21 protein-coding genes and 1 tRNA gene are annotated in these 24651 nt (G+C 60.5%); 11 read left to right on the top strand and 11 right to left on the bottom strand.

All coding sequences use genetic code 11. From position 1 onward, the window contains the following. Window positions 1-306, top strand: a 306-nt coding sequence (locus tag B3873_RS26365; RefSeq protein WP_286870071.1) for a LysR substrate-binding domain-containing protein, incomplete at its 5' end; no start/stop codon positions are given. Between the two features lie 263 nt (window positions 307-569). Here the strand turns inward: B3873_RS26365 and B3873_RS26360 are convergent. The 3 genes from B3873_RS26360 to B3873_RS26350 all read right to left on the bottom strand — a co-directional run bounded on the left by B3873_RS26360 (window position 570) and on the right by B3873_RS26350 (window position 2971). Beyond that, the gene (locus B3873_RS26360) at window positions 570-1112 is read right to left on the bottom strand and encodes an AAA family ATPase (RefSeq protein WP_286870070.1); all 543 of its coding nucleotides are present in this window, start codon (window positions 1110-1112) and stop codon (window positions 570-572) included. 333 nt (window positions 1113-1445) lie between these two features. Next, on the bottom strand, window positions 1446-2237 hold the full coding sequence (locus B3873_RS26355) for a hypothetical protein (protein ID WP_286870068.1): 792 nt from the start codon (window positions 2235-2237) through the stop codon (window positions 1446-1448). Window positions 2238-2365: 128 nt separating this feature from the next. Further along, a complete protein-coding gene (locus B3873_RS26350; RefSeq protein ID WP_286870066.1) occupies window positions 2366-2971 on the bottom strand; it encodes a hypothetical protein in 606 nt (201 codons plus the stop codon). A gap of 430 nt (window positions 2972-3401) precedes the next feature. On the opposite strand from B3873_RS26350, the gene B3873_RS26345 reads away from it, so the two are divergent. After that, a complete protein-coding gene (locus B3873_RS26345; RefSeq protein ID WP_145604144.1) occupies window positions 3402-3584 on the top strand; it encodes a type II toxin-antitoxin system HicA family toxin in 183 nt (60 codons plus the stop codon). Between the two features lie 193 nt (window positions 3585-3777). After that, entirely contained in the window at window positions 3778-4200 is a 423-nt protein-coding gene (locus B3873_RS26340) for a type II toxin-antitoxin system HicB family antitoxin (RefSeq protein ID WP_286870063.1), read from the top strand. Window positions 4201-4532: 332 nt separating this feature from the next. On the opposite strand, the gene B3873_RS26335 is transcribed toward B3873_RS26340, so the two are convergent. Both B3873_RS26335 and B3873_RS26330 read right to left on the bottom strand, forming a co-directional pair. Continuing rightward, window positions 4533-4608 (bottom strand) — tRNA-Thr (locus B3873_RS26335). A 118-nt stretch (window positions 4609-4726) separates the two neighbouring features. Next, a complete protein-coding gene (locus tag B3873_RS26330) occupies window positions 4727-5233 on the bottom strand; it encodes a hypothetical protein (RefSeq protein WP_034332872.1) in 507 nt (168 codons plus the stop codon). Window positions 5234-5530: 297 nt separating this feature from the next. On the opposite strand from B3873_RS26330, the gene B3873_RS26325 reads away from it, so the two are divergent. Beyond that, window positions 5531-5857 (top strand): plasmid stabilization protein, encoded by a 327-nt coding sequence (locus tag B3873_RS26325; RefSeq protein WP_286870075.1) that lies wholly within the window; start codon window positions 5531-5533, stop codon window positions 5855-5857. A gap of 211 nt (window positions 5858-6068) precedes the next feature. On the opposite strand, the gene B3873_RS26320 is transcribed toward B3873_RS26325, so the two are convergent. Then, entirely contained in the window at window positions 6069-7211 is a 1143-nt protein-coding gene (locus tag B3873_RS26320; protein ID WP_039784467.1) for a branched-chain amino acid ABC transporter substrate-binding protein, read from the bottom strand. A 202-nt stretch (window positions 7212-7413) separates the two neighbouring features. Between B3873_RS26320 and B3873_RS26315 the strand changes: the two genes are divergently transcribed. From B3873_RS26315 to rpiA, 3 genes are all read left to right on the top strand, one after another. Then, window positions 7414-7926 (top strand): Lrp/AsnC family transcriptional regulator, encoded by a 513-nt coding sequence (locus tag B3873_RS26315; RefSeq protein ID WP_008331218.1) that lies wholly within the window; start codon window positions 7414-7416, stop codon window positions 7924-7926. A 477-nt stretch (window positions 7927-8403) separates the two neighbouring features. Continuing rightward, window positions 8404-10167: a cation:proton antiporter gene (locus B3873_RS26310; RefSeq protein WP_134223087.1), complete on the top strand. Its 1764-nt coding sequence runs from the start codon at window positions 8404-8406 to the stop codon at window positions 10165-10167. A gap of 85 nt (window positions 10168-10252) precedes the next feature. After that, entirely contained in the window at window positions 10253-10933 is a 681-nt protein-coding gene (gene rpiA / locus B3873_RS26305; protein ID WP_039784469.1) for a ribose-5-phosphate isomerase RpiA, read from the top strand. Window positions 10934-11021: 88 nt separating this feature from the next. Here the strand turns inward: rpiA and B3873_RS26300 are convergent, their stop codons facing one another. The 3 genes from B3873_RS26300 to argA all read right to left on the bottom strand — a co-directional run bounded on the left by B3873_RS26300 (window position 11022) and on the right by argA (window position 15606). Further along, on the bottom strand, window positions 11022-13775 hold the full coding sequence (locus B3873_RS26300; protein ID WP_286870056.1) for a M16 family metallopeptidase: 2754 nt from the start codon (window positions 13773-13775) through the stop codon (window positions 11022-11024). 147 nt (window positions 13776-13922) lie between these two features. Continuing rightward, a complete protein-coding gene (locus tag B3873_RS26295) occupies window positions 13923-14195 on the bottom strand; it encodes an oxidative damage protection protein (protein ID WP_276841910.1) in 273 nt (90 codons plus the stop codon). 97 nt (window positions 14196-14292) lie between these two features. After that, window positions 14293-15606 (bottom strand): amino-acid N-acetyltransferase, encoded by a 1314-nt coding sequence (gene argA / locus B3873_RS26290; RefSeq protein WP_286870055.1) that lies wholly within the window; start codon window positions 15604-15606, stop codon window positions 14293-14295. 186 nt (window positions 15607-15792) lie between these two features. Here argA and hrpA point away from each other — a divergent pair, with 186 nt between their 5' ends. Then, on the top strand, window positions 15793-19851 hold the full coding sequence (gene hrpA / locus B3873_RS26285) for an ATP-dependent RNA helicase HrpA (protein ID WP_286870054.1): 4059 nt from the start codon (window positions 15793-15795) through the stop codon (window positions 19849-19851). Window positions 19852-20017: 166 nt separating this feature from the next. Here the strand turns inward: hrpA and B3873_RS26280 are convergent, their stop codons facing one another. Beyond that, entirely contained in the window at window positions 20018-21472 is a 1455-nt protein-coding gene (locus tag B3873_RS26280; protein ID WP_286870053.1) for a hypothetical protein, read from the bottom strand. Window positions 21473-21587: 115 nt separating this feature from the next. On the opposite strand from B3873_RS26280, the gene B3873_RS26275 reads away from it, so the two are divergent. Both B3873_RS26275 and dcd read left to right on the top strand, forming a co-directional pair. Next, window positions 21588-22409 (top strand): enhanced serine sensitivity protein SseB C-terminal domain-containing protein, encoded by an 822-nt coding sequence (locus B3873_RS26275; protein WP_252695448.1) that lies wholly within the window; start codon window positions 21588-21590, stop codon window positions 22407-22409. A 122-nt stretch (window positions 22410-22531) separates the two neighbouring features. Further along, window positions 22532-23101 (top strand): dCTP deaminase, encoded by a 570-nt coding sequence (dcd, locus tag B3873_RS26270; RefSeq protein WP_039784915.1) that lies wholly within the window; start codon window positions 22532-22534, stop codon window positions 23099-23101. Between the two features lie 105 nt (window positions 23102-23206). Here dcd and B3873_RS26265 read toward each other — a convergent pair whose 3' ends face one another. Next, complete coding sequence (locus B3873_RS26265) at window positions 23207-24133, bottom strand: LysR family transcriptional regulator (RefSeq protein ID WP_134137515.1); 927 nt, start codon at window positions 24131-24133, stop codon at window positions 23207-23209. 100 nt (window positions 24134-24233) lie between these two features. Between B3873_RS26265 and B3873_RS26260 the strand changes: the two genes are divergently transcribed. After that, window positions 24234-24651: chromate transporter (locus B3873_RS26260; RefSeq protein WP_286870073.1), on the top strand; the 418-nt coding region annotated here is incomplete at its 3' end.

Below are 24651 nucleotides of genomic sequence, written 5' to 3'. Positions count from 1 at the left end.
CCGTCGGGACGCCTGCGCACGGGCGTGTTCCAGGCCCTGCAGAGGCAGGGGCTCAAGCGGGAAGTGGTGGCGTCGGTCACGCACTTTGCATCGATTCCGGAAATCATTGCCGCCACCGATTACTGCGCCACCTTGCCCCGGCTGATCTGCCAGCGCCTGGTGCAGGATCGCCGGCTCAAGGTGCTTTCCACGCCTGTGGATCTGGGCAGTTTCCCGCTGCATATGGCATGGCATGTGCGCTACCGGGATGATCCCGCGCACGGGTGGTTGCGCAAGCTGGTGGCCGAAACCGCCGCCGCGTTGTAAGACCAGCGATGGACATGCCGAGGAAGGACCTCGAAATATGCGAAAACCCAGCACGATATCGGTCAGTGCCTCGGGCTTTTTAGCTATTCGTCAACTGATTGTTAAGGGTGGATAACGGACAAATCGTGCGCACCGCCCATCTAACCCTTTCGCATGATTTGCTAGAACTGCGTGGAAGTTTCCACATCCGGCTATCCTCATGGTTTCTTGGGGACAAGATGACCGCTATCGGCCAGAAGCAGACCTCTCCTGACCAATTTTCTTCACTGGCTCAATCCATTTAACTGGTCAAGGATGAAATCCGCCCGTTGAGAGACTGGCAGTTTAGGTACAGTCCGAAGATCGTAGCCATAAGCCGGATACGCCCCGATGAGCCGGTTATACTCTGACAGCGCCTGCTTGAAGTCATGCCGCCGTTCGCTGTCCTGCACGTAGATTTCAGGCCAAGGTGGGATCATGAAAGCGCAGCGGTGATAAGTACAAGCGTTATTCACCCAGATCTCGTCTGGTTTTTCCTTGGTCAAGGACGCTAACGCGCTTAGAGCGTCGACGAGCCCTCTGTCAAAAAATACAGGCCCAAGCAATGCTTGCGCCGCGTTCAAATCATCGAGTGCCAGACGAATGACCCTATGCACGAAGGCGACCATGTCAATCCATGGCAGTGCCATTCCACCGCTCCCCATCTCTGCGGCAACCACTCTGCGGCCCGGCTCCTCGACTACTGCGAATCCACGCCACTTCAGTTCGGCAAGCAAAGTTGATTTACCTCCGCCCGAACACCCTGAAATCACGAAAAATTGATTCATCAATGTCTCTCTGCAGCGATAAATTGAATTGATTTTAAGTCAGAAGCGCATGTTGTCGGCCCGCCGCAAAGCCTCATCCGACGCGGGCCACTGGCTACGCATACATTGCGCCAATTCGCGGTTTCGCACTCGTTTGGGAAAAATATTCCCCAGCAAGAAAGCCGGGACTGTATCTCGAAATCGTGGGCAGGATTTGTCCGTTATCTACCCTTCAGAATAAGTTGAAAAACAGGATTGTTGCTCAAGAGCAAGTCGAGTGAAGAAGGTTCGCTTCTGACCGGTTGCGGATTCTGGGCTCTGCCTATATGGGCAACGAATCGTCTATTCGAGCTATCAGTGAAGATGGCTCCAATGCACTTGCCAAAAATCATCCAAATCTAGCTTGTTCCAGTTATCAATATTCGCTTTGATCAAGGCTATGTCCTCTGGATAACTGGCGAAGCTCCTTCCATTTTGTCCGTCTAGAGTCGCACGGATGGCACCCCATATATTCCTCTGCATATTAATGAGATTAAATTCACCGTCCATCGTTGGCATGTCCTCCCCCCGAAGCGCATCGATAGTCACAAACGATGTCCCATGTATTTCAGGAGTTCTATGGCTGCGATCAAATTTTATGACGTAGGGCAACGAGAAAAGAAGCCAGCCAAAAATATTTCCCCTGACACACAGCCACTTTCTAAATTTTCCTAGCTTTGAACGCTTTGCATGCATGACTTCTCCTGTGACGACTACCGTCACAAACTCCATCAGACATTCAAATGCAATTCGGGCTGCAATCACCTGCCCTTGGCGTCCTTGCGCTATATAGGCTAATTTCAATGGCAATGCTTGAGGAGCCGTGAATGCTCCAGAGAAGATAAATGCATCAGCGATAAATTCTTGCATGCGTGCTCGAAAAAACAATGTAAGAGCGTTCCATTTCACCGCCTCATCCAGTGCAGAAACCACTTGCGTCTTAAGAAGGTCACTCGCCGTGACTCCGATAATTCCAGACAGCACCATCGGTGGAGCCGATGCTCCCATAGGAGTCGCCTTCACATACGAAAATATGAAGGCGTCAATTCTTTTAGCTAGCGCGTCTGGAGATAAAGCTTTGAAATCAGCTTCGGATATTTTGTTCATAGTTGTAAACAGCCAGCAAATTATGCTGAGTAGTTGACGGACAAGGGGGCGGGATTTGTACGTTATCTACCTTTCAGAATCAACTGAAAATAGTTGGAAGGCCCCTTGCTTGCCGTAGGCGGCCAGCATCATTCCCTACCATCTAGCACTTCCTGACAGACGTTGTGCAAGGCGCCTGCCAGCACAATGGCTGGCACGATATATATCTCATTTAACTCGCTAACTTCATAGTGGTAGCGCCATTGAACAAAAGCATCATTGAGGCCGCTTAATGTTCGGACTACGTCGACCTTTTCTTTAACCTTCCAGGATTTAGCAGCGGGCTCTACTGCTCGCAATATCAGACGCTTGGCAGCATCAGGCAACTGCTCAAAAATCCGGAGCAATTTATGTCCACGGGTATTTATCCCAAACAAGCATCCCACTGTTTTTAGATACACTTCAATGGAAAAGGCTGTATTCACCACCCATGGGGTGATTGCCTGCCCGTCGCGGGGTAGGTGCGCAAGCTTTTGGTAGTAAAGCATGGAAGAAGTGGCCGCAAACGCCGTAGCTTGGTTAAACATTGCCCGCTCGAGTGAAACTTTCTTGTAAAGCCCCTTTTCGATCAGCAATTGGCGGCCAAGCTCAACATCCTCCTTATGGTCGAGCCCTTCTCGCACCTCTCCGACAAGGTGGCCATTAAGATAAACCGCTCTGTGGCCTGGCGCCGGCTGGTATTTACTCGTTGACATTAGCATCCTCTCTCGAACGATTAGCCGCTCGACCGCCTTCGGCCGATATCTGCTGTCAGCTGCTCTCTACATCAGTAGTAAAAACTATTCGATTGCCAAATGAGTCCAGTATCGACATATCACGGCTGCTCCCCCCGGAGTTGCATGCACCTCCGGGAAATATCCCATATATGGACGGCTTTTCAGTTCACGGTAGAGCTCATCCACGTTCTCGACCGGGAAGCGCAAAGCGGCGCCCGGGCAGGCGTCCCCATAGGGCTGGATTTGTCCGTTATCTACCATTCGGAATTAGTTGTAATTTAGAAACTATTTATGCGCATCCGGGAAACGTGTGAACCTATCGCAAAATATACACACTAATACACATGGAAGTTGCGCTCCCCGCATCGTGTGTGTACTATTACACACAACATCATCTGGAGACAACTTCATGAATTCCACAAAGTTGATACAGATGCTGGAGGAGGATGGTTGGGAGTTAATGCGCACCAAAGGCAGCCATCGCCAATATAAACATCCGGTAAAGCAGCGAGTCGTAACGGTCCCTCATCCCAAGAAGGACCTCCCTATCGGCACTGTTAACAGCATCTTGAAATCGGCCGGGCTCAAGTGAGTCCGGCTTTTTTCCCGATGTACAGTTGTATATTACTCAATTCTTTAATTTTCATTTTTGATTCGTATATTGAATACACCACCCACTATTTTTAAATCTTAGTTCATATAATTATTTTCACTGACGAGAGAAATAGGTCATTTAGCCAAGGGAAGAACTACAAAGTTCTGGCTACGCCTACACGGAGAGCCATATGGAAATCATGTTAGCCGTCCAAAAGGACGAAAACAGCGTTTTCGGCGTGACAGTACCTGCAATTGAAGGATGCTTTTCCTGGGGAGAAACGGTAGAAGAAGCCGTAAAAAATGCACGCGAAGCAATTGAAATGCATCTTGATGCGACGCTGGAAGCCGGTTTTGAAGTAAATATTACCCCTATCAATTTGGACGCGGTAACCCAGGAATTCGAAGGGGCACGTTTTATTTTTATTGAAATTGACGATCGTAAGGTCGACAGGAATCCCGAGAGAATTAATATTAGCGTTCCTCGGTTTGTTCTAAATAAAATCGACGACTATGTAGAAGCACGCCATGAATCTCGTAGCGGATTTTTAGCGCGTGCAGCGCTCCGTACGATTGCGGCGGAGTCTGACTCCGAGGAGGTTGCGCATGCTTGAATCGAGAAATTGTTGTAACTAAAAGAGCCCGCTTATGCGGGCTCTTTTCTTTTGCGCGACTCTATCGCGGCAGAAAGCATCAATTAGTAGAGGGGAGAAGGGGCAGGATTTGTTATTCAGAAACAGCGGGTGAAGTTGTCGTAATACCTCAACCTAGGCCAGCTAACCATATCACTAGGGCGCCCTCGTAGGGCCTTCATGGTACAGGTGCCATGTGTGGACAGGATATCAGCCGCCCTGAAAGGATCGGCAATACGTTGTCTGCGATGAGGAGGCGGAAGGATTCGTGGAGCAAAAAAAACGGCTCACATCGCTGTGAGCCGTTTCTATTCTGGTGCTGATGGGCGGAATCGAACCGTCGACCTACTGATTACGAATCAGTTGCTCTACCAACTGAGCTACATCAGCAAAAGTCCGCGATTATAACGGGTTCTTTCCGCTTCTTCCACACCCCGCCCAGAAATTTTCAGCTTTCTGCCCCCTCGTGCAGGCCCGCCAAGCCTGCGCTAGTCCCACAACATAGCGCTCAGCCATCAATTTTCTTGTCCTCTTCCTTGGCCTCTTCCATGGCATCCGGCTCCAATTCCTCAGCCGAGCGGTTGCAATAAATGAAACACCCCCACGCCGCCAGCAAGACACCCGTCCCGACCAGCAGGGCGGCAGCATAGATCATGTCCGCCGCTTCCTCATGCGCGGCACGGAAGGTCATCACCAGTCCCTCGATAGCCAGCGCCACGATCACCACCACGAAAAACCGTGACAGGAAGCGCCGCACCCGCGTCGGTGCGCTGATGTTGGCGTCGCGCACCACCTCTTCCTCCGTAATGGTCTCGGCAATCTGGAATGCCACCACCGCAGCCGCCAGGATGCCGATGGCCTCGATCAGCGCCTGGGCCTGCGGCAGCCCCAGGCCTTCGCTGACCGCCTCGTAACCCATGCTCGCCGCAATGGCGATCAACGCCAGGGCACCCAGCGCAAACAACAGCGCGATCACCGCATGCACTACACCAAAGACCGCCGTGATCTGTTTCATTGATTCCTCCCGTCCGTTTTGTGATGAGCGATTGGACTGATGAGCCGCATAAAGGTTGTCGCTACGGATCATCGTTGCTTGTTGCTACAGGGAATCAATATCGGCTACGGCCGCGCGCTGCGGGCCTCGGCAAGCAGGAAGTTGACCGGAACCTCCATCAGTCTTACAGCGTTTTCAGACGAAGCGGGATGCAAGGGCGCCATCGGCGAGCGCAACATCGACCCATCAGCACTGATCGTATCCCTAGCCAGTCCGTGCAGAATGTCACCGGCTGGCGCAACCGCTCAGGAGGCCATCATGCCGCAGACCGCGTGGAGCAAGAAACGTGAACGCCAGTATGAACACATCAAGTCCGCTGCCGTAGAGCGAGGCGCGGGCACTCGACGCGCTGAGGAAATCGCCGCGCGTACCGTCAACAAGGAACGCGCCCGGCAAGGTGAATCCAGGACGGCCAGCAAGACGTCCACCCAAGATTTATCGCCCTCTCGACGGGGCGGCCTGCGCTCTCATGCCGGATCTGGCGGCCGCACTTTCAAGCAGTTGTATGCGGAAGCGGCAGCGCGCGGTATCAAGGGGCGTTCGTCGATGAACAAGGCTGCACTGGAAAAGGCGCTTTCCCGATAAATGGAAATGGCAACGTCACGCAAAAACTAAAAAACTGCCCGCAATGCCCTGTTCAAAAACTAAGTAAACGGCGTAAAGCGTAAACAATTAAAAAAATATGCTTGAGCAGGCCGCCAAACGACAACGCCCCCGACAAACATCGGGGGCGCTGCTTTGTTTCATGCCGGGAAGTCCAGCCCGCAAGCCAGCCCGCAGGGCAGGGCGACCGACCTTACTTGGTCACCGCCAGCACGGTACGCTGTCCACCCTTGTAGGTATACAGGGTCAGCGAACCATCCTTGACATCGCCCTTGGCATCGAAGGCGATCACACCGGTCACACCCTTGTGGCTGATCTTGGCCAGTTCGGGCAGGTACTTCTTGGGATCGGCCGAGCCGGCCTTGGCCATGGCGTCCGCCACGGTCATGGTGGCATCGTAGGCATAGGCTGCGTTGTAGACCACGTCGATGCCGAACTTCTTCTTGTAGGCTGCGCGGAAGTCATCCATGCCCTTCTTGCCGGAAGCATCCACGCCACCGGCTTCGGCACAGATCACCTGGTCTTCGCCCAGGCCATCACCGGCCAGGCCCGGCAGGGAGCCGGTACAGATGCCGTCGCCGCCCATGAACTTGGCGCCGATGCCCAGCTGCTTCATCTGGCGCAGCATCGGGCCGCCCACGGCGTCCATGCCGCCGAAGAAGATCACATCCGGCTTCTTGCCCTTGAGCGAGGTCAGGATGGCGTTGAAGTCGGTCGCCTTGTCATTGGTGAACTGGGTGCCGACGATGGTACCGCCGGCCGCCTTGGCGCCCTTGGCGAATTCTTCTGCCACGCCCTGGCCATAGGCGGTACGGTCATCGATCACGGCGATCTGCTTGGTGCCCAGCTTCTGCACGGCATACTTGCCCAGTGCGGCGCCCAGCTGCGCATCGTTGGCGACCACGCGGAAGGTGGTCTTGAAGCCTTGCTGGGTATACTTCGGATTGGTGGCCGAGGGGGACACTTGCGGGATGCCGGCATCGCTGTAGATCTTGGAGGCCGGAATGGTGGTGCCGGAGTTCAGGTGGCCGATCACGGCGGCGACCTTCTGGTCAACCAGCTTGGTGGCGACCGCAGTGGCTTGCTTGGGATCGGAAGCATCGTCTTCACCCAGCAGTTCGAACTTGACCTTCTTGCCGCCAATGGTGAAACCCTTGGCGTTCAGTTCTTCGACGGCCATGCGCGCGCCGTTCTCGTTGTCCTTGCCCATGTGGGCGTTGGGACCGGAGAGCGGGCCCACGTGGGCGATCTTGACGACTTCCTGGGCATGCGCGGCGCCTGCGAATGCCAGACCGATGGCGGCAGTTAATGGAATAATGGCGCTCTTGAATTTCATAACACTCCTCTGTAGATTGGATTGACCACTTTTAATGTTTTGTCTCACAACACAGTTATTCAGATCCTTGTTGCGGTGACCAGGCGTGCTGCTTTGCTTTCGTCCCCGACTTTCTGAATAATGCGACGGTACAACATAAGAATCGGCCAAGCCAAGCAATTTTTGAGTGGCCGGCCTGAACCATCATCCTCGACTCTGTCCCATGGCTGCCAAACTTCACACCCTCGACAAGGTGGATCGCAAACTGCTCAACATGCTGCAGAAGGACAACCAGATCTCCACACGCGTTCTGGCTGAAAAACTGCACATCTCGCAACCGACCTGCCTGCGCCGCATCCGCGAACTGCGCGAGGCCGGCATCATCAGCGCCGAGGTGGCCATGGTCGATCCCTTCGCACTCGGCTACGGCATGCTGGCCTTCCTCGAGATCTCGCTGAACAACCAGTCCGACCAGCACATGCAGGACTTCGAGCAGCGCATGGCCAAGGAGGCCGAGGTGATGCAGTGCTACTTCGTCTCCGGCGAATACGATTACTTCCTGGCGGTCCACGTCATCGACATGGATGCCTACTATCAGTTCGTCAGACGTGTGATCTCGGGCTCGGGCAATGTGCGCCACTTCCAGTCGCGCTTCCCGATGAAGCGGGCCAAGTTCACCACCCGCATCGCCTTCGATGAAAAGGCGGTCGAAGTACAGGTGCGCGTGCCCGGCTGAACGCTTGCCGCCTGCCCGCGCGGGGTTGGCGGCCAAGCTCATCCATTGCGGTTTGTTAGATTTCGGGGCGTCCATCCCTCGGACGGCCCCCGGATTTACTAACTTTTTCATTTTGCTGGCCGGCGATCCCGTTGTGCAGGAGTGTTCGCACGGCAGGGCAGGCACGTACTTTGCATTGCAGTGCGGTTGTCAGTTGTGTTATTTTCGGGGGCATCCCGCAGTGTGCGATGAAGAGCTCCTCCCGCCACTGCGTCTTCGCTGAAGCAGTACCGTGGTCATCAGCAACAAGAGCGGACACAGATCAGCACCCAGCGCCGGGCCCGTGTGGCCGGCCCGCCAGCAGTACCCGCAATCCCTATCATCCACCGTCCGCGGCCCATGCCGCAGGGCGCAGCCTTGCCCGGTGCCGCAGGTTCTGCGAAGCCATCCAGCCACTCCTGCAGCACGCTGCAGAACACAGAAAGGAAATCCCGCACGATGCACGAAGTCGAGTTATTCATCCAGGACATGGCCATCATCATGCTCATTGCCGGCATTGTCACCGTCGTCTTCAACAAGCTGAAGCAGCCGGTGGTGCTGGGCTACATCGTGGCCGGCGTGATCATCGGTCCGCACACGCCGCCCTATGACCTGATCCAGGATGAGAAGACCGTGCACATTCTGTCCGAGCTCGGGGTGATCTTCCTGCTGTTCTCGCTGGGGCTGGAATTCAGCCTGAAGAAACTGGCCAAGGTCGGTGCCACCGCCTTCATCGCGGCAGCGGCCGAGATCCTGCTGATGATCTGGATCGGCTACGAGATCGGCCTCTACTTCGGCTGGAAGCGCATGGACGCCATCTTCCTTGGCGCCATGCTGGCCGTCTCCTCCACGACCATCATCGTCAAGGCCTTGAATGAACTCGGGATGAAGAACGAGAAGTTCGCGCAGATCATCTTCGGCATCCTGATCGTCGAGGACATCCTCGCCATCGGCATGATCGCGCTGCTCTCCGGTGTGGCCACCAGCGGCTCGGTGGATTCCACCGAAGTCTTCACGACGGTGGGCAAGCTGGTGCTGTTCATGACTGTCTCGCTGGTGGTCGGTATTCTCGCGGTGCCGCGCCTGCTCAGTTTCATCGCCCGCTTCAAGAGCAACGAGATGCTGCTGGTGGCCGTGCTGGGCGTGCTGTTCGGCTTCTGCCTGCTGGTGATGAAGCTGCAATACAGCGTGGCGCTGGGCGCCTTCCTGGTTGGCGCGGTCATGGCCGAATCGCGCCAGCTGCACCGCATCGAGCGCCTGGTGGAACCGATCCGCGACATGTTCTCGGCCATCTTCTTCGTGGCCATCGGCCTGCTGTTCGATCCCAACGTGCTGGTCAAGTACTGGATGCCGATCACCATCATCACGCTGGCCGTGGTCTTCGGCAAACTCATCAGCTGCGGCCTGGGGACCTTCGTGGCCGGGCAGGGCGGCCGCACGCCGATGCGCGTGGGCATGGGCCTGGCGCAGATCGGCGAGTTCTCCTTCATCATCGCCGCACTTGGCCAGAGTCTGAAGGTCACCAGCGATTTCCTGTATCCCATCGTGGTGGCGGTCTCGGCGGTGACGGCGCTGCTCACCCCTTATCTCATCAAGGCCGCCGATCCGCTCTCGGCCAAGGCCGTCACGCTGGTGCCGGCGCGGGTCTCGGGCCTGCTGGGCATGTACTCGCGCTGGCTGGAAAGCCTGCAGCCAACGGGCGACCGCGCCGAACTCACGCGCATCATCCGCCGTATCCTGATGCAGGTGATGGTGAACCTGGCGCTGGTGATTGCGGTGTTCCTTGCAGGGGCCTTCTTCGTCGATGGCCTCTCGCGTCAGCTCTCGGCGTGGACGCCCGATCCGGAGGTGCAGAAGGCCATCATCTGGGGTTGCGCGCTGGTGATTTCCTTGCCCTTCCTGATCGCCACCTATCGCAAGCTGCAGGCGCTGTCGATGCTGCTGGCAGAGGTCAGTGTCAAGCCCGAGTTCGCGGGAGCGTATACTTCGGGCGTGCGCAAGATCGTCTCGGAGATCTTGCCCATCATGTCCATCGTGGGCATCATGCTGCTGATCTTCGTGCTGAGTGCCAGTATCCTGCCGCCGCTGAACCTGCTGGCCTTCGTGCTGGCCGGGGCCGCCGGGCTGCTGTGGTTGCTCTGGAGCAAGCTGGTCAAGCTGCATTCGCGCCTGCAGATCGCGCTCTTCGAGACCCTGGATGAACAGCCGGACGACGTGCATTGAGCATTGCCGATCCCGCAAGCTGAGAATTTTTTGCGTTGCCAAAAAGGGAACGCTCCCGGTTTTATTTACGTTGAACTGAACCATCATGACTCAAGACGAACTCAAGCAAGCCGTGGCCAAGGCCGCCATCGACTACGTGGTCGACGGCGAAATCATCGGCGTGGGCACCGGCTCCACGGCCAATTTCTTCATCGATGAACTGGGCAAGATCAAGCACCGCATCAAGGGCGCCGTGGCGTCCTCCGAAGCGACTGCCGAGCGCCTGCGCTCGCATGGCATCACCGTGTTCGATCTCAACGAGGTCGAGACCATGCCGGTCTATATCGACGGTGCCGATGAAATCAATGGCAGCGGCGCCATGATCAAGGGCGGCGGCGCTGCACTCACGCGCGAGAAGATCGTGGCCTCCGTGGCGCAGAAGTTCGTCTGCATCGCCGATGGTTCCAAGCTGGTTGATGTGCTGGGTACTTTCCCGTTGCCGGTGGAAGTGATCCCGATGTCGCACGCCGTGGTGGCCCGCAAGCTGGCCGCACTGGGCGGCGAGCCGCGCCTGCGCCTGAACAAGAATGGCGACGGCAAGCCGCTGGTCACCGACAACGGCTGCTACATCATCGACGTGCTGGGCCTGGCCATCACCGATCCGGCCGACATCGAAGACAAGATCAACAACATCGTCGGCGTGGTCACCAATGGCCTCTTCGCGCGCCAGGGCGCCAATGTCTGCCTGTTGGGAACGGCCGAAGGCGTCAAGAAACTGGAGTTCTGAGAACCTCCGTTTTCTTGGTCGCAAACCAAAATGCCCGTGTCGCAGGACACGGGCATTTTTTTCATCTCGATGATTTCAAGCGGATGCGTCAGGGCTGGCCGGCCTTGGCCTCATCCCTTGCAATCACCACGGTCATGCGCGCCGGATCGATGTACTTGCGCACGGCCGCATTCAATTGCGCCAGCGTCAGGTCGGCCAGCTTCAGGTCCAGCTGCTGTTGCCACAGGAAGCTGCGGTCCAGGTTCATCAGCGCACTCCAGCTGGTGGCGATGCCACCATCACCGGCGCGCTGCTGGTTGCGCTGTTGCAGGATGCCGGACTTGGCGCGCAGCAGTTCCTCCTCGGTGAAGCCATCCTTGATGAGCAGGGCGATTTCTTCGCGCACGGCGGCATCGACCTTGTCCAGGTTCTGCGGGGCAGCGATGGCGCGCACGCTGAAGTAGCCTGCATCGCTGATGGCACCGACCTGCAAGCCGCTGTTGATGCCATAGGACAAACCATCCTTCTGGCGGATGCGATCCGCCAGGCGCGACTTCAGGCTGGAGCCGCCGAGCAGGTAATTGGCCACGGCCAGGGCCGGATAGTCGGGATCATCATCGCGCAGGCGGATGTTCTGGCGGGCCAGGTAGACACCGTTTTCCTTGTCCGGCGTATCGATGAGGATGCGCTTGGGCGGGATGTCGGCCCAGGTCTGCAGCACGCGCGCATAGGGGGCGGCACTGGTCCAGCCGCCGAAGGCTGCATCGATGGCCTTGCGTGCAGCCTCCGCATCGAAGTCTCCGACTACCGCGACTTCACCATGCGAGGCCCCGTAGAAGCGGCGATGGAAGGCCTGCACCTGTTCCAGCGTCACCGCCTGCACGGCAGCGATGCGCTGTTCCAGCGTTTGCGCGGCGCGCCAGTCGCCGTCCGGGTAATGGTTGAAATGCAGTTGTAGCGCTTCACCGGCACGCGCGTCCGGCTCCTTGCGCGTGGCTTCCAGCGCGGCCACGGTCTCATTCTTCAACTGCGCAAATTCGGCAGGGTCCATGCGCGGATGGCGCAGCACTTCGCCCGCCAGCGCGAACGCCGGGACCAGATTCTCGCGCGTGGTCTGGAAGCGATAGACGTTGCCGTTGATCTTCAGGCGCGTGAATTCGTCCGCCAGTTGGCGGCGATCCAGATCGCGCGTGCCGCGCATGAGCATGGCCGCCGTCAGCGAGGCGACCGCACGCTGGCCGAACAGGCTCCCGGCATCGCCAAATTCCAGGTTCATGCTCACCGAGACCGTCTGCCCACGCGATTGCTTGGGCAGCAGTGCCAGCTTCAGTGCGGTGTGGGGCGTCTGGCCCGGCGCAATGCGGGTGGTACGCTGCTCAATGTTGCCCGGTGCCGGATCGAAAGCTTCGCCCGAGGCGATGGCCGGGCGCGGCTGGTATTGCGCCAGCAGCGAGTCCACGCTCGGTGCGGGCGGGACCTCGGCACGCTGCGGATGATCTTCCGGCAGGTAGAGACCGACCGTACGGTTGTCGCGGCGGAAGTATCGGCCAGCTGCCGCAGCGATGTCAGCGCTGGTCAGGCGCTGCTCCAGATCGCGTTCGATGAAGACCAGACGCCAGTCGCCGCGTGCAATCGCATTGGACATCGCCACCGCCATCTGCTGCGGATTGTTTTGCAGCGTCTCGAAGTTGTTGGCGCTCTCGCGGCGCAGGCGCGCCAGTTCCTCGGCGGTCGGCGGGGTGGTGCTGAAGGATTCGACGGCGCTGATCATGGCCTGCTTGACCGGTTCGATGTCAGCGCCTGCCTTGACCTGCGCCACGATCATCTGCAGTCCCGGTGCGTAACCGCTCAGCGGCATCGCATAGACCTGCGTGGCCAGTCCTTTCTCGACCAGCAGCTTGTGCAGGCGGCCATTGGGCGTGTCGGTCAGGATGTCGCTGGCAAACGAGAGGGCGGTGGCGTCCGGATGCAGCGCGGAGGGCATCTTGTAGCCCAGCGCCACCAGCTGCAGGTCGCCCCGGCGGCGGATGGCGAACTGGCGTTCGCCATCCTGGGTCGGCTCCACGGTCCAGAATTCAGGCAGCTTGCGCTTGGGCTTGGGCAGGCGGCCGAAGCTCTGGCTGACCCACTGCAGCACCTGCGCCGGATCGAACTTGCCGGCAATGAGCAGCACCGCGTTGTCGGGCTGGTAGTAGGTGCGATAGAAGGCTTGCAGGTTCTCGATGCGCACGTTCTCGATGTCGCTGCGCGCGCCGATGGTGTTGCGGCCATAGCTGTGCCAGTCGTAGGCCACGCTCTGCATGCGCTTCAACATCACGCGCGAGGGCGAGGTCTCGCCGGATTCAAACTCGTTGCGCACGACCGTCATCTCGCTGTCGAGATCCTTGCGCGCGATACGGGAATTGACCATGCGGTCGGCTTCCATGGCAATCGCCCATTGCAGGTTGTCCTTGCCGGCCTCGAAAGTCTCGTAGTAGTTGGTGCGGTCCAGCCAGGTGGTGCCGTTGAAGTTCATGCCGCGCTTGCTGAATTCCTGCGGGATCGCCGGGTTGTGCGGCGAGCCCTTGAACATCAGGTGTTCCAGCAGGTGCGCCATGCCGGTCTCGCCATAGTTCTCGTGGCGCGAGCCGACCAGGTAGGTGATGTTGACGGTGACCGTGGGCTTGGAATCGTCCGGCAGCAGGAGCAGCTTGAAGCCATTGGCAAAGCGGTATTCGCTGATGCCCTCGGCGCTGGGGCCTTGCGTGACGCCGGCTGGCAGCGTCGGTGCAGCGCTGGCCGTGGCCGCGTGGGCCCAGGGGGAAACAAAAGTAAAGCCGAGACTGACGGCAAGCACGGCAAGGCGCAGATGACGCAGGGACAAGATGAGCTCCAGCGGGAAGTCGGTAGGGAATCAGGGTTCGGAGTCGGCATTGTAGACGAGCCGGCCGCCGCGATGCGTCAGCCAAAACAAACGCCGCCGTGGCGAACCAGGGCGGCGTTGCGGCCTTGCTCAAGCGATCAGGGCAGCTTATTCGCTCGGCGGCACGTAACCGACGGCGGCATCAGCGCCTTCGCCGAAGAAGTGCTTCTCCATCTGTGCGGCCAGATACTTGCGGGCGCGGGCGTCAGCCAGCATCAGGCGGTTTTCGTTGACCAGCATGGTCTGGTGCTTGAGCCAGGCGGCCCAGGCTTCCTTGGAGACACTTTCATAAATGCGCTTGCCCAGCTCGCCCGGATAGGGCGGGAAGTCCAGGCCTTCGGCTTCCTTGTTGAGTTTGATGCAATGGACCATGCGTGCCATGTCGATTCCTTGGTTCGTTAAGTTGAAATGCCTGGGACGGGCGGGCCAGCGATGGGGGTCAGCGGTTGAGCCTGCTCACGTCCTGACGGAAAAATGATTAATACAAATTCTTGATCAATACCTGCGACTTGCGCTGCCAGTTGTAGATCTGCTGGCGATCTTGCGGCAGGTCGTTGACACCGGCCAGCACGAAGCCGCGCTTCAAGAACCAGTGCGAGGTACGGGTGGTGAGCACGAAGAGCTTGGTCAGCCCGGCTTCGCGCGCACGGGTTTCGATGTGCTTCAGGATACGGTCGCCGTCGCCCTCGCCTTGCACTTCCGGGTTGACGGTGAGGCAGGCCATCTCGCCCATGCGTTCCTTGGGGAAGGGATACAGCGCAGCACAGCCGAAGATGACGTTGTCGTGTTCGATCACGGAGAAGTAATGGATTTCCCGCTCGATCAGTTCGCGGCCGCGCTTGACCAGGGTGCCATCGGCTTCCAGCGGTTCGATCAGCTTCAGGATGCCGCCGACGTCCTCGATGGTGGCCTGGCGCAGGCTTTCCAGGTTCTCGTAGGTGACCATGGTGCCCACGCCATCGTGGGTGAAGAGTTCCAGCAAGGCCGAGCCATCGGTGGAGAAGGGCACGATATGGGCGCGCGAGACGCCGGCGTTGCAGGCCTTGACTACGCTGGCCAGATAGAACGCCGCATCCGAAGGCAGGAAGCCGGCTGACAGCACGGCCTCGGCCTGGTGCGAGGACAGCTCACGGATTTCAGCGCCGCCGGCATCCTTCATCAGCGGGGTTTCCGAGAGGAAGATCAGTTTTTCGGCGCGCAGCGAGATGGCGGCCGACACGGCCACGTCTTCCATGGTCAGGTTGAAGGCTTCGCCGGTGGGCGAGAAACCCAGCGGCGAGAGCAGCACGATGCCGCCCGCGTTCATGATGGGCTGGATGACGTCGGCGGCGATCTTGCGCACCACGCCGGTCAGTTGCAGGTCCACGCCATCGATCACGCCCATCGGGCGGGCCGTGACGAAGTTGCCGGAGATCACGCGGATGGCCGAATGCGCCATGGGGGTATTGGGCAGGCCCTGGCTGAAGGCAGCCTCGATGTCCAGGCGCAGTTCGCCGGCGGCTTCCTTGGCGCACTCGAGGGCGGCGCTGTCGGTCACGCGCAGGCCGTTCTGGAAGCGCGCCTCGACATTGCGCAGGGCCAGTTGTTCGGCCACCTGCGGACGCGAGCCATGCACCACCACCACGCGGATGCCCAGCGCATGCAGCAGCGAGAGATCCTGGGCCAGCACCTGCAAGCCGCCGGCCGTGACCAGCTCACCCGGGAAGGCGACCACGAAGGTCTTGCCGCGGAAGGCGTGGACATAGGGCGCGACGGAACGCAGCCAGTTGACGAATTCGGTCTGTTTTTCCATGACGCGCATTATAACCAGCGTCGCGGCGGGCCGTAGGCTTGCGGGCCGCATCGGGGCAGATTTCTTGCACGGATGTTGCAAAGCGGAGCCAACCGGCCCGCAAGCCGCCTGCCAAACCTGCACCATCGGCCGTCCAGCCGCACGCAGCCTGACCGGGCGGGCGGTGGCAGGTATAATGTCGGCCTCATGTCCGTTACCAAAGCACCCAACACTCCCTCCGGCGGCCAGGCGCAGCAGAACCCGCAACAAGATCGTCCGCGCGGCCCGCGCGAGCAGCGAGGTCCGCGTCGCACCGCCGCCGAGCCTGCCGTCCATGCCGCGCCGCCCGTGCGCAATCCGCTGCCGCCGGTCACTTTCCCCGAAGAGCTGCCGGTCTCCGGCCGCCGCCACGAGATTGCCGAGGCCCTGCGTGCCAATCAGGTCATCATCGTCAGCGGCGAGACCGGTTCCGGCAAGACCACCCAACTGCCCAAGATCTGCCTGGAGCTGGGCCGTGGTGAAAAGGGCCTGATCGGCCACACCCAGCCGCGCCGTATCGCTGCCTCTTCCACCGCCAAGCGCATCGCCCAAGAACTCAATTCCCCGCCGGGCGAGCTGGTCGGCTACAAGGTCCGCTTCAACGACACGCTCTCCAAGGGCGCGTGGATCAAGCTGATGACCGACGGCATCCTGCTGGCCGAGACGCAGACCGATCCGCTGCTGCGCCAGTACGACACCATCATCATCGACGAGGCGCATGAACGCAGCCTCAACATCGATTTCCTGCTGGGCTACCTGAAGCAGTTGCTGCCCAAGCGCCCCGACCTGAAGATCATCATCACTTCGGCCACCATCGATGCCGACCGCTTCGCCCGCCATTTCGGCCGCGAGGTCAAGGGCGAGCTCGTGCCGGCCCCGGTGATCGAGGTCTCGGGCCGCCTGTATCCGGTGGAGATCCGCTATCGCCCCATCGACAATGCCGACCGCAGCGGCGTCTCCACCGAAGTGGCGCAGGCCCGTGCGCGCGCCGAAGGCCGCGCCAGCCAGGCCCAGAAGGACCGCGAACAGCGCGACCTGATGGATGCCGTGGTCGATGCCGTGGACGAACTGGCGCGTATCGGTTCCGGTGATGTGCTGGTGTTCCTGCCGGGCGAGCGCGAGATTCGCGACGCCGCCGAAGCGCTGCGCAAGCATCATCCGCCGCATGTGGAGATCCTGCCGCTGTTTGCGCGGCTCTCCGCCCAGGAGCAGGAGCGCGTCTTCAAGACCAGCAATGCCCGCCGCATCGTGCTGGCGACCAATGTGGCCGAAACTTCACTGACCGTGCCGGGCATCCGCTATGTGGTCGATGCCGGTCTGGCCCGTGTGAAGCGTTACAGCTACCGCAACAAGGTCGAGCAGTTGCAGATTGAACCGGTGGCGCAATCGGCCGCGAACCAGCGTGCCGGCCGTTGCGGCCGGGTGGCGGCGGGTGTGTGCATCCGCCTGTATGACGAGCAGGATTTCCTGCAGCGCCCCAAGTTCACCGATCCCGAGATCCTGCGCTCTTCGCTGGCCTCGGTCATCCTGCGCATGAAGTCGCTGCATCTGACGGATGTGGAGAGCTTCCCCTTCATCGAGCCGCCGCTGGGCCGCGCCATTGCCGACGGCTACCAGCTGCTGCAGGAACTGGGCGCGGTGGAAGAGCAGGGCGGCGTCAACCGCCTGACGGCGCTGGGCAAGCAGCTGGCCCGCCTGCCGCTGGATCCGCGCGTGGGCCGCATGATCCTGGCCGGCCGCGACAATGCCTGCCTGACCGAATTGCTCATCATCGCCGCTGCGGTCTCCGTGCAGGACCCGCGTGACCGGCCCATGGATGCGCAGAATGCGGCTGACAACGCGCACAAGAAATTCGCCGACGAGAAGTCGGAATTTGCCAGCTATCTCAAGATCTGGAAGTGGTTCGAAGAGGCCATCGCGCACAAGAAATCGAATCGTCAGTTGCAGGAACATTGCCGCGAAAATTTCCTCTCGCAACTGCGCCTGCGTGAATGGCGCGATGTCCATTCGCAGCTGCTGACCATCGTCAAGGAACAGGGCTGGCGTCTGAACGAAGCACCGGCCACTTACGATCAACTGCACCTGGCCTTGCTGACCGGCTTGCTGGGCAACGTCGGTTTCAAGAGCGAAGACGATGCGCAATACCTGGGCGCGCGCGGCATCAAGTTCAACATCTGGCCCGGTGCGCACCTGACCAAGAAGCCCGGCCGCTGGGTGATGGCGGCCGAGCTGGTCGACACTGCGCGCCTGTACGCGCGCTGCGTGGCCAACATCCAGCCCGAGTGGCTGGAAAAACTCGGCGGCCATCTGCTCAAGAAATCCTGGGGCGAGCCGCGCTGGGAAAAGCGTGCCGCCCAGGTCACCGCCTCCGAGCGCGCCACGCTCTATGGTCTGGTGGTGTACAGCCAGCGCCGCATCAATTACGGCAAGATCAACCCGGCCGAAGCGCGCGAGATCTTCATCCGCGATGCGCTGGTCGGTGGCGACTTCGAGACGCGCGCACCGTTCTTCGCGCACAACCAGAAGCTGGTGCGCGAGATCGAGAACCTGGAACACAAATCGCGCCGCCTCGATGTGCTGGTGGACGATGAACTGATCATCGGCTTCTACGACAAGCTGATCCCGCACGACATCTGCAACGGGGTCGATTTCGAGAAGTGGCACAAGGAGGCGACTGCCGCCGATCCCAAGCTGCTGTACCTGAACCGTGACGACCTGATGCGCCACGAGGCAGCCGGCGTGACCACCGAGCTGTTCCCCAAGACCATGAACGTGGCCGGCATCGCCATGGCCTTGAGCTATCACTTCGAACCCGGTGCGGCGCGCGATGGCGTGACCCTCACCGTGCCGCTGTATGCGCTCAACCAGGTCTCGTCGGACCGCTGCGACTGGCTGGTGCCGGGCATGTTGAAGGAGAAGGTGCACCTGTTGCTCAAATCTCTGCCGCAGAAGCTGCGTCGTCATTGCGTGCCGCTGCCCGATTACGCTGCGCGTTTCTGCGAGCGCATGGAAGAGCGCAAGACCTTCGGCCGGGGCAACCTGATCGACGCCATCATTGCCGACATCCGCGAGCAGATCACGATTCTGGTCAAGCCCAGCGACTTCAAGCAGGAGACGCTGTCGGCGCACCATGCGATGAACTTCAAGATCGTCGACGAGCATGGGCGGCAGCTGGAGATGGGCCGCAATCTCGCTGCCCTGCAGGCCGAATTCGGCGGGCAGGCGCGCCAGCAGTTCCAGAAGCTGGCCGAGCAGGTTGCCATTGCCCCGCGCGAGGATGAGGACAGCGCCGCACCCGCGCCCGCTGCCGCACCCGGCAAGCCCGGTCCGAGCGCAGCCCCGGCGGCTCCCGCTTCGGTGGGCGAGTACAGCAATCTCACCAGCTGGAGTTTTGGTGAATTGCCGGAGCTGCTGGAGATCACGCGTGGCAGTGGCAAGCAGGCACAGACACTGATTGGATTCCCTGCGCTGGTGGATCGCAAGACGCATTGCGATCTGGAAGTCTTCGATGATCCGGCCGAGGCGGCGCGTTTCCATTTCGCCGGCCTGCGTCGGCTGTTTGCCTTGCAGATGAAGGAGCAGCTGAAGTATCTGGAGAAGAACATTCCGGGCCTGCAGCAGATGGGCATGCAATTCATGGCGCTGGGTTCGCAGGAAGAGTTGCGTGAACAGATCCTCAACGCCGGTCTGGAACGGGCTTTCCTGCAGGACCCGCTGCCGCGCAACGCGGATGAATTCAATCGCCGCCGTGATGAGGGCAAGGCGCGTCTGGGTTTGCTGGTCAACGAGATTGCGCGCCTGTGCGGCCAGGTGCTGGCCGAATATCACGCCCTGCCCAAGAAGCTGCAGGGCATCAAGGCCCATGCGGCTGCGGCGGCTGACATGCAGGCGCAGTTGTCGCAACTGGTGGGCAAGCGTTTCGTGGCGGAAACGGATTACGGAAATCTCAGCCACTATCCGCGTTACCTCAAGGCCATCAACGTGCGGCTGGACAAGCTGCGCGCCGATCCGGCCCGCGATACGCGCCTGCTGGCGGAGTGGAATTCGGTGGCCTTGCCCTACCAGCGCGCCCTGAAGGACCGCGCCGGCCGGGTTGATCCCAAGATGACCGAGTTCCGCTGGATGCTGGAGGAACTGCGCGTGTCGCTTTATGCGCAGGAACTGAAGACGCCGATGCCGGTGTCGGTGAAGCGTTTGCAGAAGGTGTGGGAGAGCATGCAGCGGTGAGGATGAGCCAGACGGAGGCTTGCTCTTCTTCCTGGCGGATGTTGTGCGAAAGAAGAAAGTGCAGAAGTGATGTGAGCCAAAAGCCGCTGGTACCCGCAACACTCTCGCTGGCGAAGCAGTGTCAACACAGCGTCACACCAGAAACTTGCATCGGCCCGTCAGTCCATCACCGCTCCATCAACCCGCTCAGCAACGCATCCAACTCCGCATCCCAACCTGGCGACATGATCCGCCGCAGCCTCCGCACCCCATCCCGCTCCTGCATCAACGCGACATGCCAAGGCTGCGGACTGGTCCATCCAGCCTCCGCATTGCCCAGCCACGGCATCAGCGCGGCGCGCAGGCGTTCATCCTGACAGGGCTGACGCTCCCCGAGGCTGTCAATGAAAACGACACAAGCCACCATATCCCAGGGATGGCGCGCACAGAGCGATAGCGCCGCCGTCTGATGGCCATGCCGATGCAGCATGGCGGCAATATCCTCAAAGCTGACGTAAGCACCCTCCCGGCACAGCTGCACCGCCAGCTTGCGCACCGAGCCCGCCGCGTCCAGCAGAGCCCGCGAGGCCACGGCATCGCGTTCTTGCGGCAACACCCTGGCCCACAGGAACAAGGCCTGTCTCCGCACCCGTTCGCGCGCATCGTCCGCATGGTGGCGCAACAAATTCTCCACATCCGGCTGCCGCCACTGCACCAGCAGCGCCAGTGCGGCGCACAGCGGACGCGCGGCCAGTTGTCCATCCTGGATGGCCTGATGCACGTGGCCCTTCACATCCTCTCCCAACGCTGCCAGTTGCGCTGCCGCCGTCTGCCGGATGCGCGGCATCGGATCGAACAGCAGCGTCAGCAGCGCTTCCCGGGACAACGGCGCAGGCGCATGGTCGACCGCGAACTGGCGCACCTGTCCGAACGGCGAGCGCAGGCCCAACGGTGTATGCGCGCGACGCCTCTCGTCATCAAGCCGGGGCAGGGCGAGCAGCGCCCGGTGCGCCTGCATCAGATCGCGCGAGCCCAGGCCGAAGGCCACCAGTTCGTCCAGTCGCTGCGGCAGGTAATCCATTGCCAGCGCATACGCTGCGCGCCGCAGGGGCGCATCGCGTGACGCAAGCGCGGGCTTCAGCCAATCCGCAGTGTCATCCGCATCAAGCCCTTGCACGAATGCGGCGATCCACGCGTGGTCCGAGCGCTGCCCGCGTGCCGCGCCATGCAACGCGGCCAGGGCGGGGACGAAATCGGCCGCAGGATGCGTGCTGCGGTAATGCGCCAGTGCCTGCTGCGCTGCCTGCCGTACCGGAGCGCTCCAATCGTTGAGGCGAGCCGCCAGCAGCGGCAGGTAGCGCGTGTCATTCAACACCATCGCGCGTTCGATGCCGGCCTGGCGCAGATAGCCCGAATGCTGCGTGATGCATTCGCAGACCAGTTCCGGCTTCTCCATGGCGGCGACTCTGGGCAAGGCGCGGCGCAATGAAATGTCTCCGTGGCCCGGCAGGTAAACACGCGGCCCCCAGTCGGCAGGCTCGCCACCGTCGGCGTGCGCCAGGTGGTCCCGGCTGCCTTCGCCGGTGGGGCCGGGAATGGGGCGGGTCCAGGCCTTGAGCAAACGCGCAATCAGGAAGAACATATTGTTTCCTTTTGGAAATATCGGTCCATTGTCGCCGATATCCCACAAGATGGGAACCTTCGATTTGCAGGCTGCTCAAAACTGCGCCTTGTGCCGTTCGCCGGAACGGTACGGCATGGACCCCAACAACCAGAAAGAGAGCGCCATGCAAGCCGAATCCTCCCCCGTCGTCACCCCCCTCGAAGAAGCCCTGCGCCGGGCCCACGAAGACCCGGAAGCGCGTCCCGCCTTCTATCGCATGCTGCTGGAGTCTACCGTGTTCGTGCGCGGCAACCTGCCGCCCGACGGCAACCGCGAGCAGGTCCAGATCATGCGCTGGCCCGGCGAAGACGGCGAGATGATGCTGCCCATGTTCAGTTCCATGGAGGAAATCGGGCAAGCCTTCGAGGAAGGCGCTTCCTGTCTGGGCATGACGGTGCGCGAGCTCTTCCGCATGTGTGGCGATGGCCGGACGATTTTCATCCTCTATCCTGACAGCCCCCTCCCCAAGTACTTCGTCCCCGGCGAAGTGGCCCATGTGCTGCAGCAAGACAACGGCGGCGTGCCGCCCTCGCGCGACATGGGCGGCGCCAATGTGCAGCTGGGTGTGCCGGACCAGCCGCCGCAGGCGATGCTGGACGCGCTGTCGGCGTTCTTCACCCGCCACGACAAGGTCAAGGCCGCCTATCTCGCCCTCATGCACAACCCTGGTCACGATCCACAGCCCACCTTGGTGATAGGCGTCGATCTTCCCGCCAGCCACATGGAACGCCTGATGCGCGAGATCACGCCCGTGATCGCCGAGCACGGACCGGCCAATGCACCGGTGGACATGTTGCGCGTGGAGGCCGGCAACAGCATCGCCGACTTCATGCTGACCGAGACCAAGCCCTTCTATGAACGCCGCCAACCCGAACGCGTGGGCTTCTTCAAGTCCCTGTTCGGCGGGGGACGCTAGCTGAGGCAAGCAGGCCTGCCGGGCAGCAGCGGCAGGCCAGGGCGTGCCAGGATGGCCCGCGATGGCCCAACTTGGGCCGGTTTTCGCGTAAAATGCCGGATTCTTTGAATACGTTGAATACCATGGCCATCAAGTCAGACAAGTGGATCCGCCGCATGGCGGAGCAGGAAGGAATGATCGAACCCTACGAGCCCGGGCAGGTACGCCTGGCCGCTGACGGGAGCAAGATCGTTTCCTACGGCACCTCGTCCTATGGCTACGATATTCGCTGTGCCAACGAATTCAAGATCTTCACCAACATCAATTCCACCATCGTCGATCCCAAGAACTTCGATGAGAAATCCTTCGTGGATTTCAAAGGCGATGTCTGCATCATCCCCCCCAACTCCTTCGCCCTGGCGCGTACCGTCGAATACTTCCGCATCCCGCGCAGCGTGCTGACCATCTGCCTGGGCAAGTCCACCTACGCGCGCTGCGGCATCATCGTCAACGTCACCCCCTTCGAACCGGAATGGGAAGGCTACGTGACCCTGGAGTTCTCCAACACCACGCCGCTGCCGGCCAAGATCTACGCGGGCGAAGGCTGTGCCCAGGTGCTCTTCTTCGAAAGCGATGAAGTCTGCGAGACCTCCTACAAGGATCGCGGCGGCAAGTACCAGGGACAGCATGGCGTGACCTTGCCCAAGACCTGAAAACGATATAAACCATATCGGCAGTACAAAAAAATGGCTTCCTGCGGGAAGCCATTTTTGTATCGATCAACGGATTGCCATATCTCGGCAATATGCCTGCCGACATCAGCGCCGCTTGCGTCCCGCACTCAGTTTCAACGCCTCTTCGCGCATCAGCCGTGCTGCGCTGCTGATGCTGCCGGTGCGGTAAGCCAGGTGCAGCGGCGCTTTCAGCTCGGCTGCGCCGGTCAGTTTGAGGTACACCACCCCCTCCGCATTGACCCGCGTCATCGACGCCGGGATGACGGCCACCCCTACGCCCGCAGCCACCAGCGAGAGCGTGGAGAGATTCTTGCGCGCCTCCTGTATCACCTGTGGCGAGAAGCCCGCCGCATGGCAGGCCGCGATGATGGTGTCGTACAGGCCGGGGCCGTTGGGCCGGCGCGTCATGATGAAGGACTCCTCGGCCAGCGCGTGCAGGGCGATGCTCTTGCGCTTGCCTTGCTCGGCCAGCGGATGGTCGATCGGCAACGCGGCCACCATGTCTTCCACCAGCATGGTCTCGATGGTCAGGCCGCCGGAATCCCCCACGGGAGAACGCACGAAGGCCAGGTCCAGGCGCTTGGCGCGCAGTGCTTCGATCAGTTCATTCGTATTGCTTTCTTCCACCGTCATCGCCACGTCCGGCGCATCGGCGCGGAAGGCGCGAATGACCGAATGCACGAAGGGATGCAGCGAGGCCGATTCGGTAAAGCCCACGGCGATGCGTCCCATCTTGCCCTGGGCAATGCGGCGCACGCTGGCCACCGTCGTATCGAGTTGTGCCAGCAGGGCGCGGGCATCGTTGAACAGGGCGGTGCCGCTGTCGGTGAGTTCCATGCCGCGCGGCAGGCGGTTGAACAGCGTCACGCCCAGTTCCCGCTCCAGCAGGCGGATCTGCTGCGACAGCGGCGGCTGCTGGATGCCGATGCGCTCGGCGGCCTTGGTCAGATGGCCCTCTTCAGCCACGGCGATGAAGTAGCGCAACAGGCGCAGGTCGATGGAAGGTGACATATCGGTAGAATATGGATAGGGTGTCTGACATATATTAGACAAAAACCCTCCTCAAGCGTAGCCTTTCATGCATGCGGCAATCACGCCGCGCTTGCACGAGATGATGATGAGCACTCCTGACCTCCTGGCCGCTGAACGGCCCGTCCCCACTACCAGAGAATTGTTCCTGGGCTTTCTCGGCCTGGGCATGACCGCCTTTGGCGGCGCGCTGCCGCTGGCACACCGCATGATCGTCGAACGCCGCAAATGGCTGACCGATCCTGAATTCGTCGAGCTGCTGGGGCTGTGCCAGTTCCTCCCCGGGGGCAACATCATCAACCTGTCGGTGGCGCTGGGCATGAAGTTCCGGGGCTGGAAGGGGGCCGTGGCGGGCATCACCGGCTTGATCGCCGTGCCTTCCATGGTGGTGATCCTGCTGGGGATGATCTACCAGCATTTCCAGCATGATCCCAACGTCAAGCACCTGTTCGCCGGGCTGGCTGCGGCGGCTGCGGGCCTGCTGATCCAGATGGCCGTCA

Origin of the sequence: Herbaspirillum sp. UBA812, from assembly GCF_002296545.1 — a bacterium.
In the GTDB taxonomy this organism is placed as follows: Bacteria; Pseudomonadota; Gammaproteobacteria; order Burkholderiales; family Burkholderiaceae_D; genus Herbaspirillum; species Herbaspirillum huttiense.
Note: the sequence above shows the minus strand (reverse complement) of the source record. Positions and strands in the feature narration are given on the sequence as shown.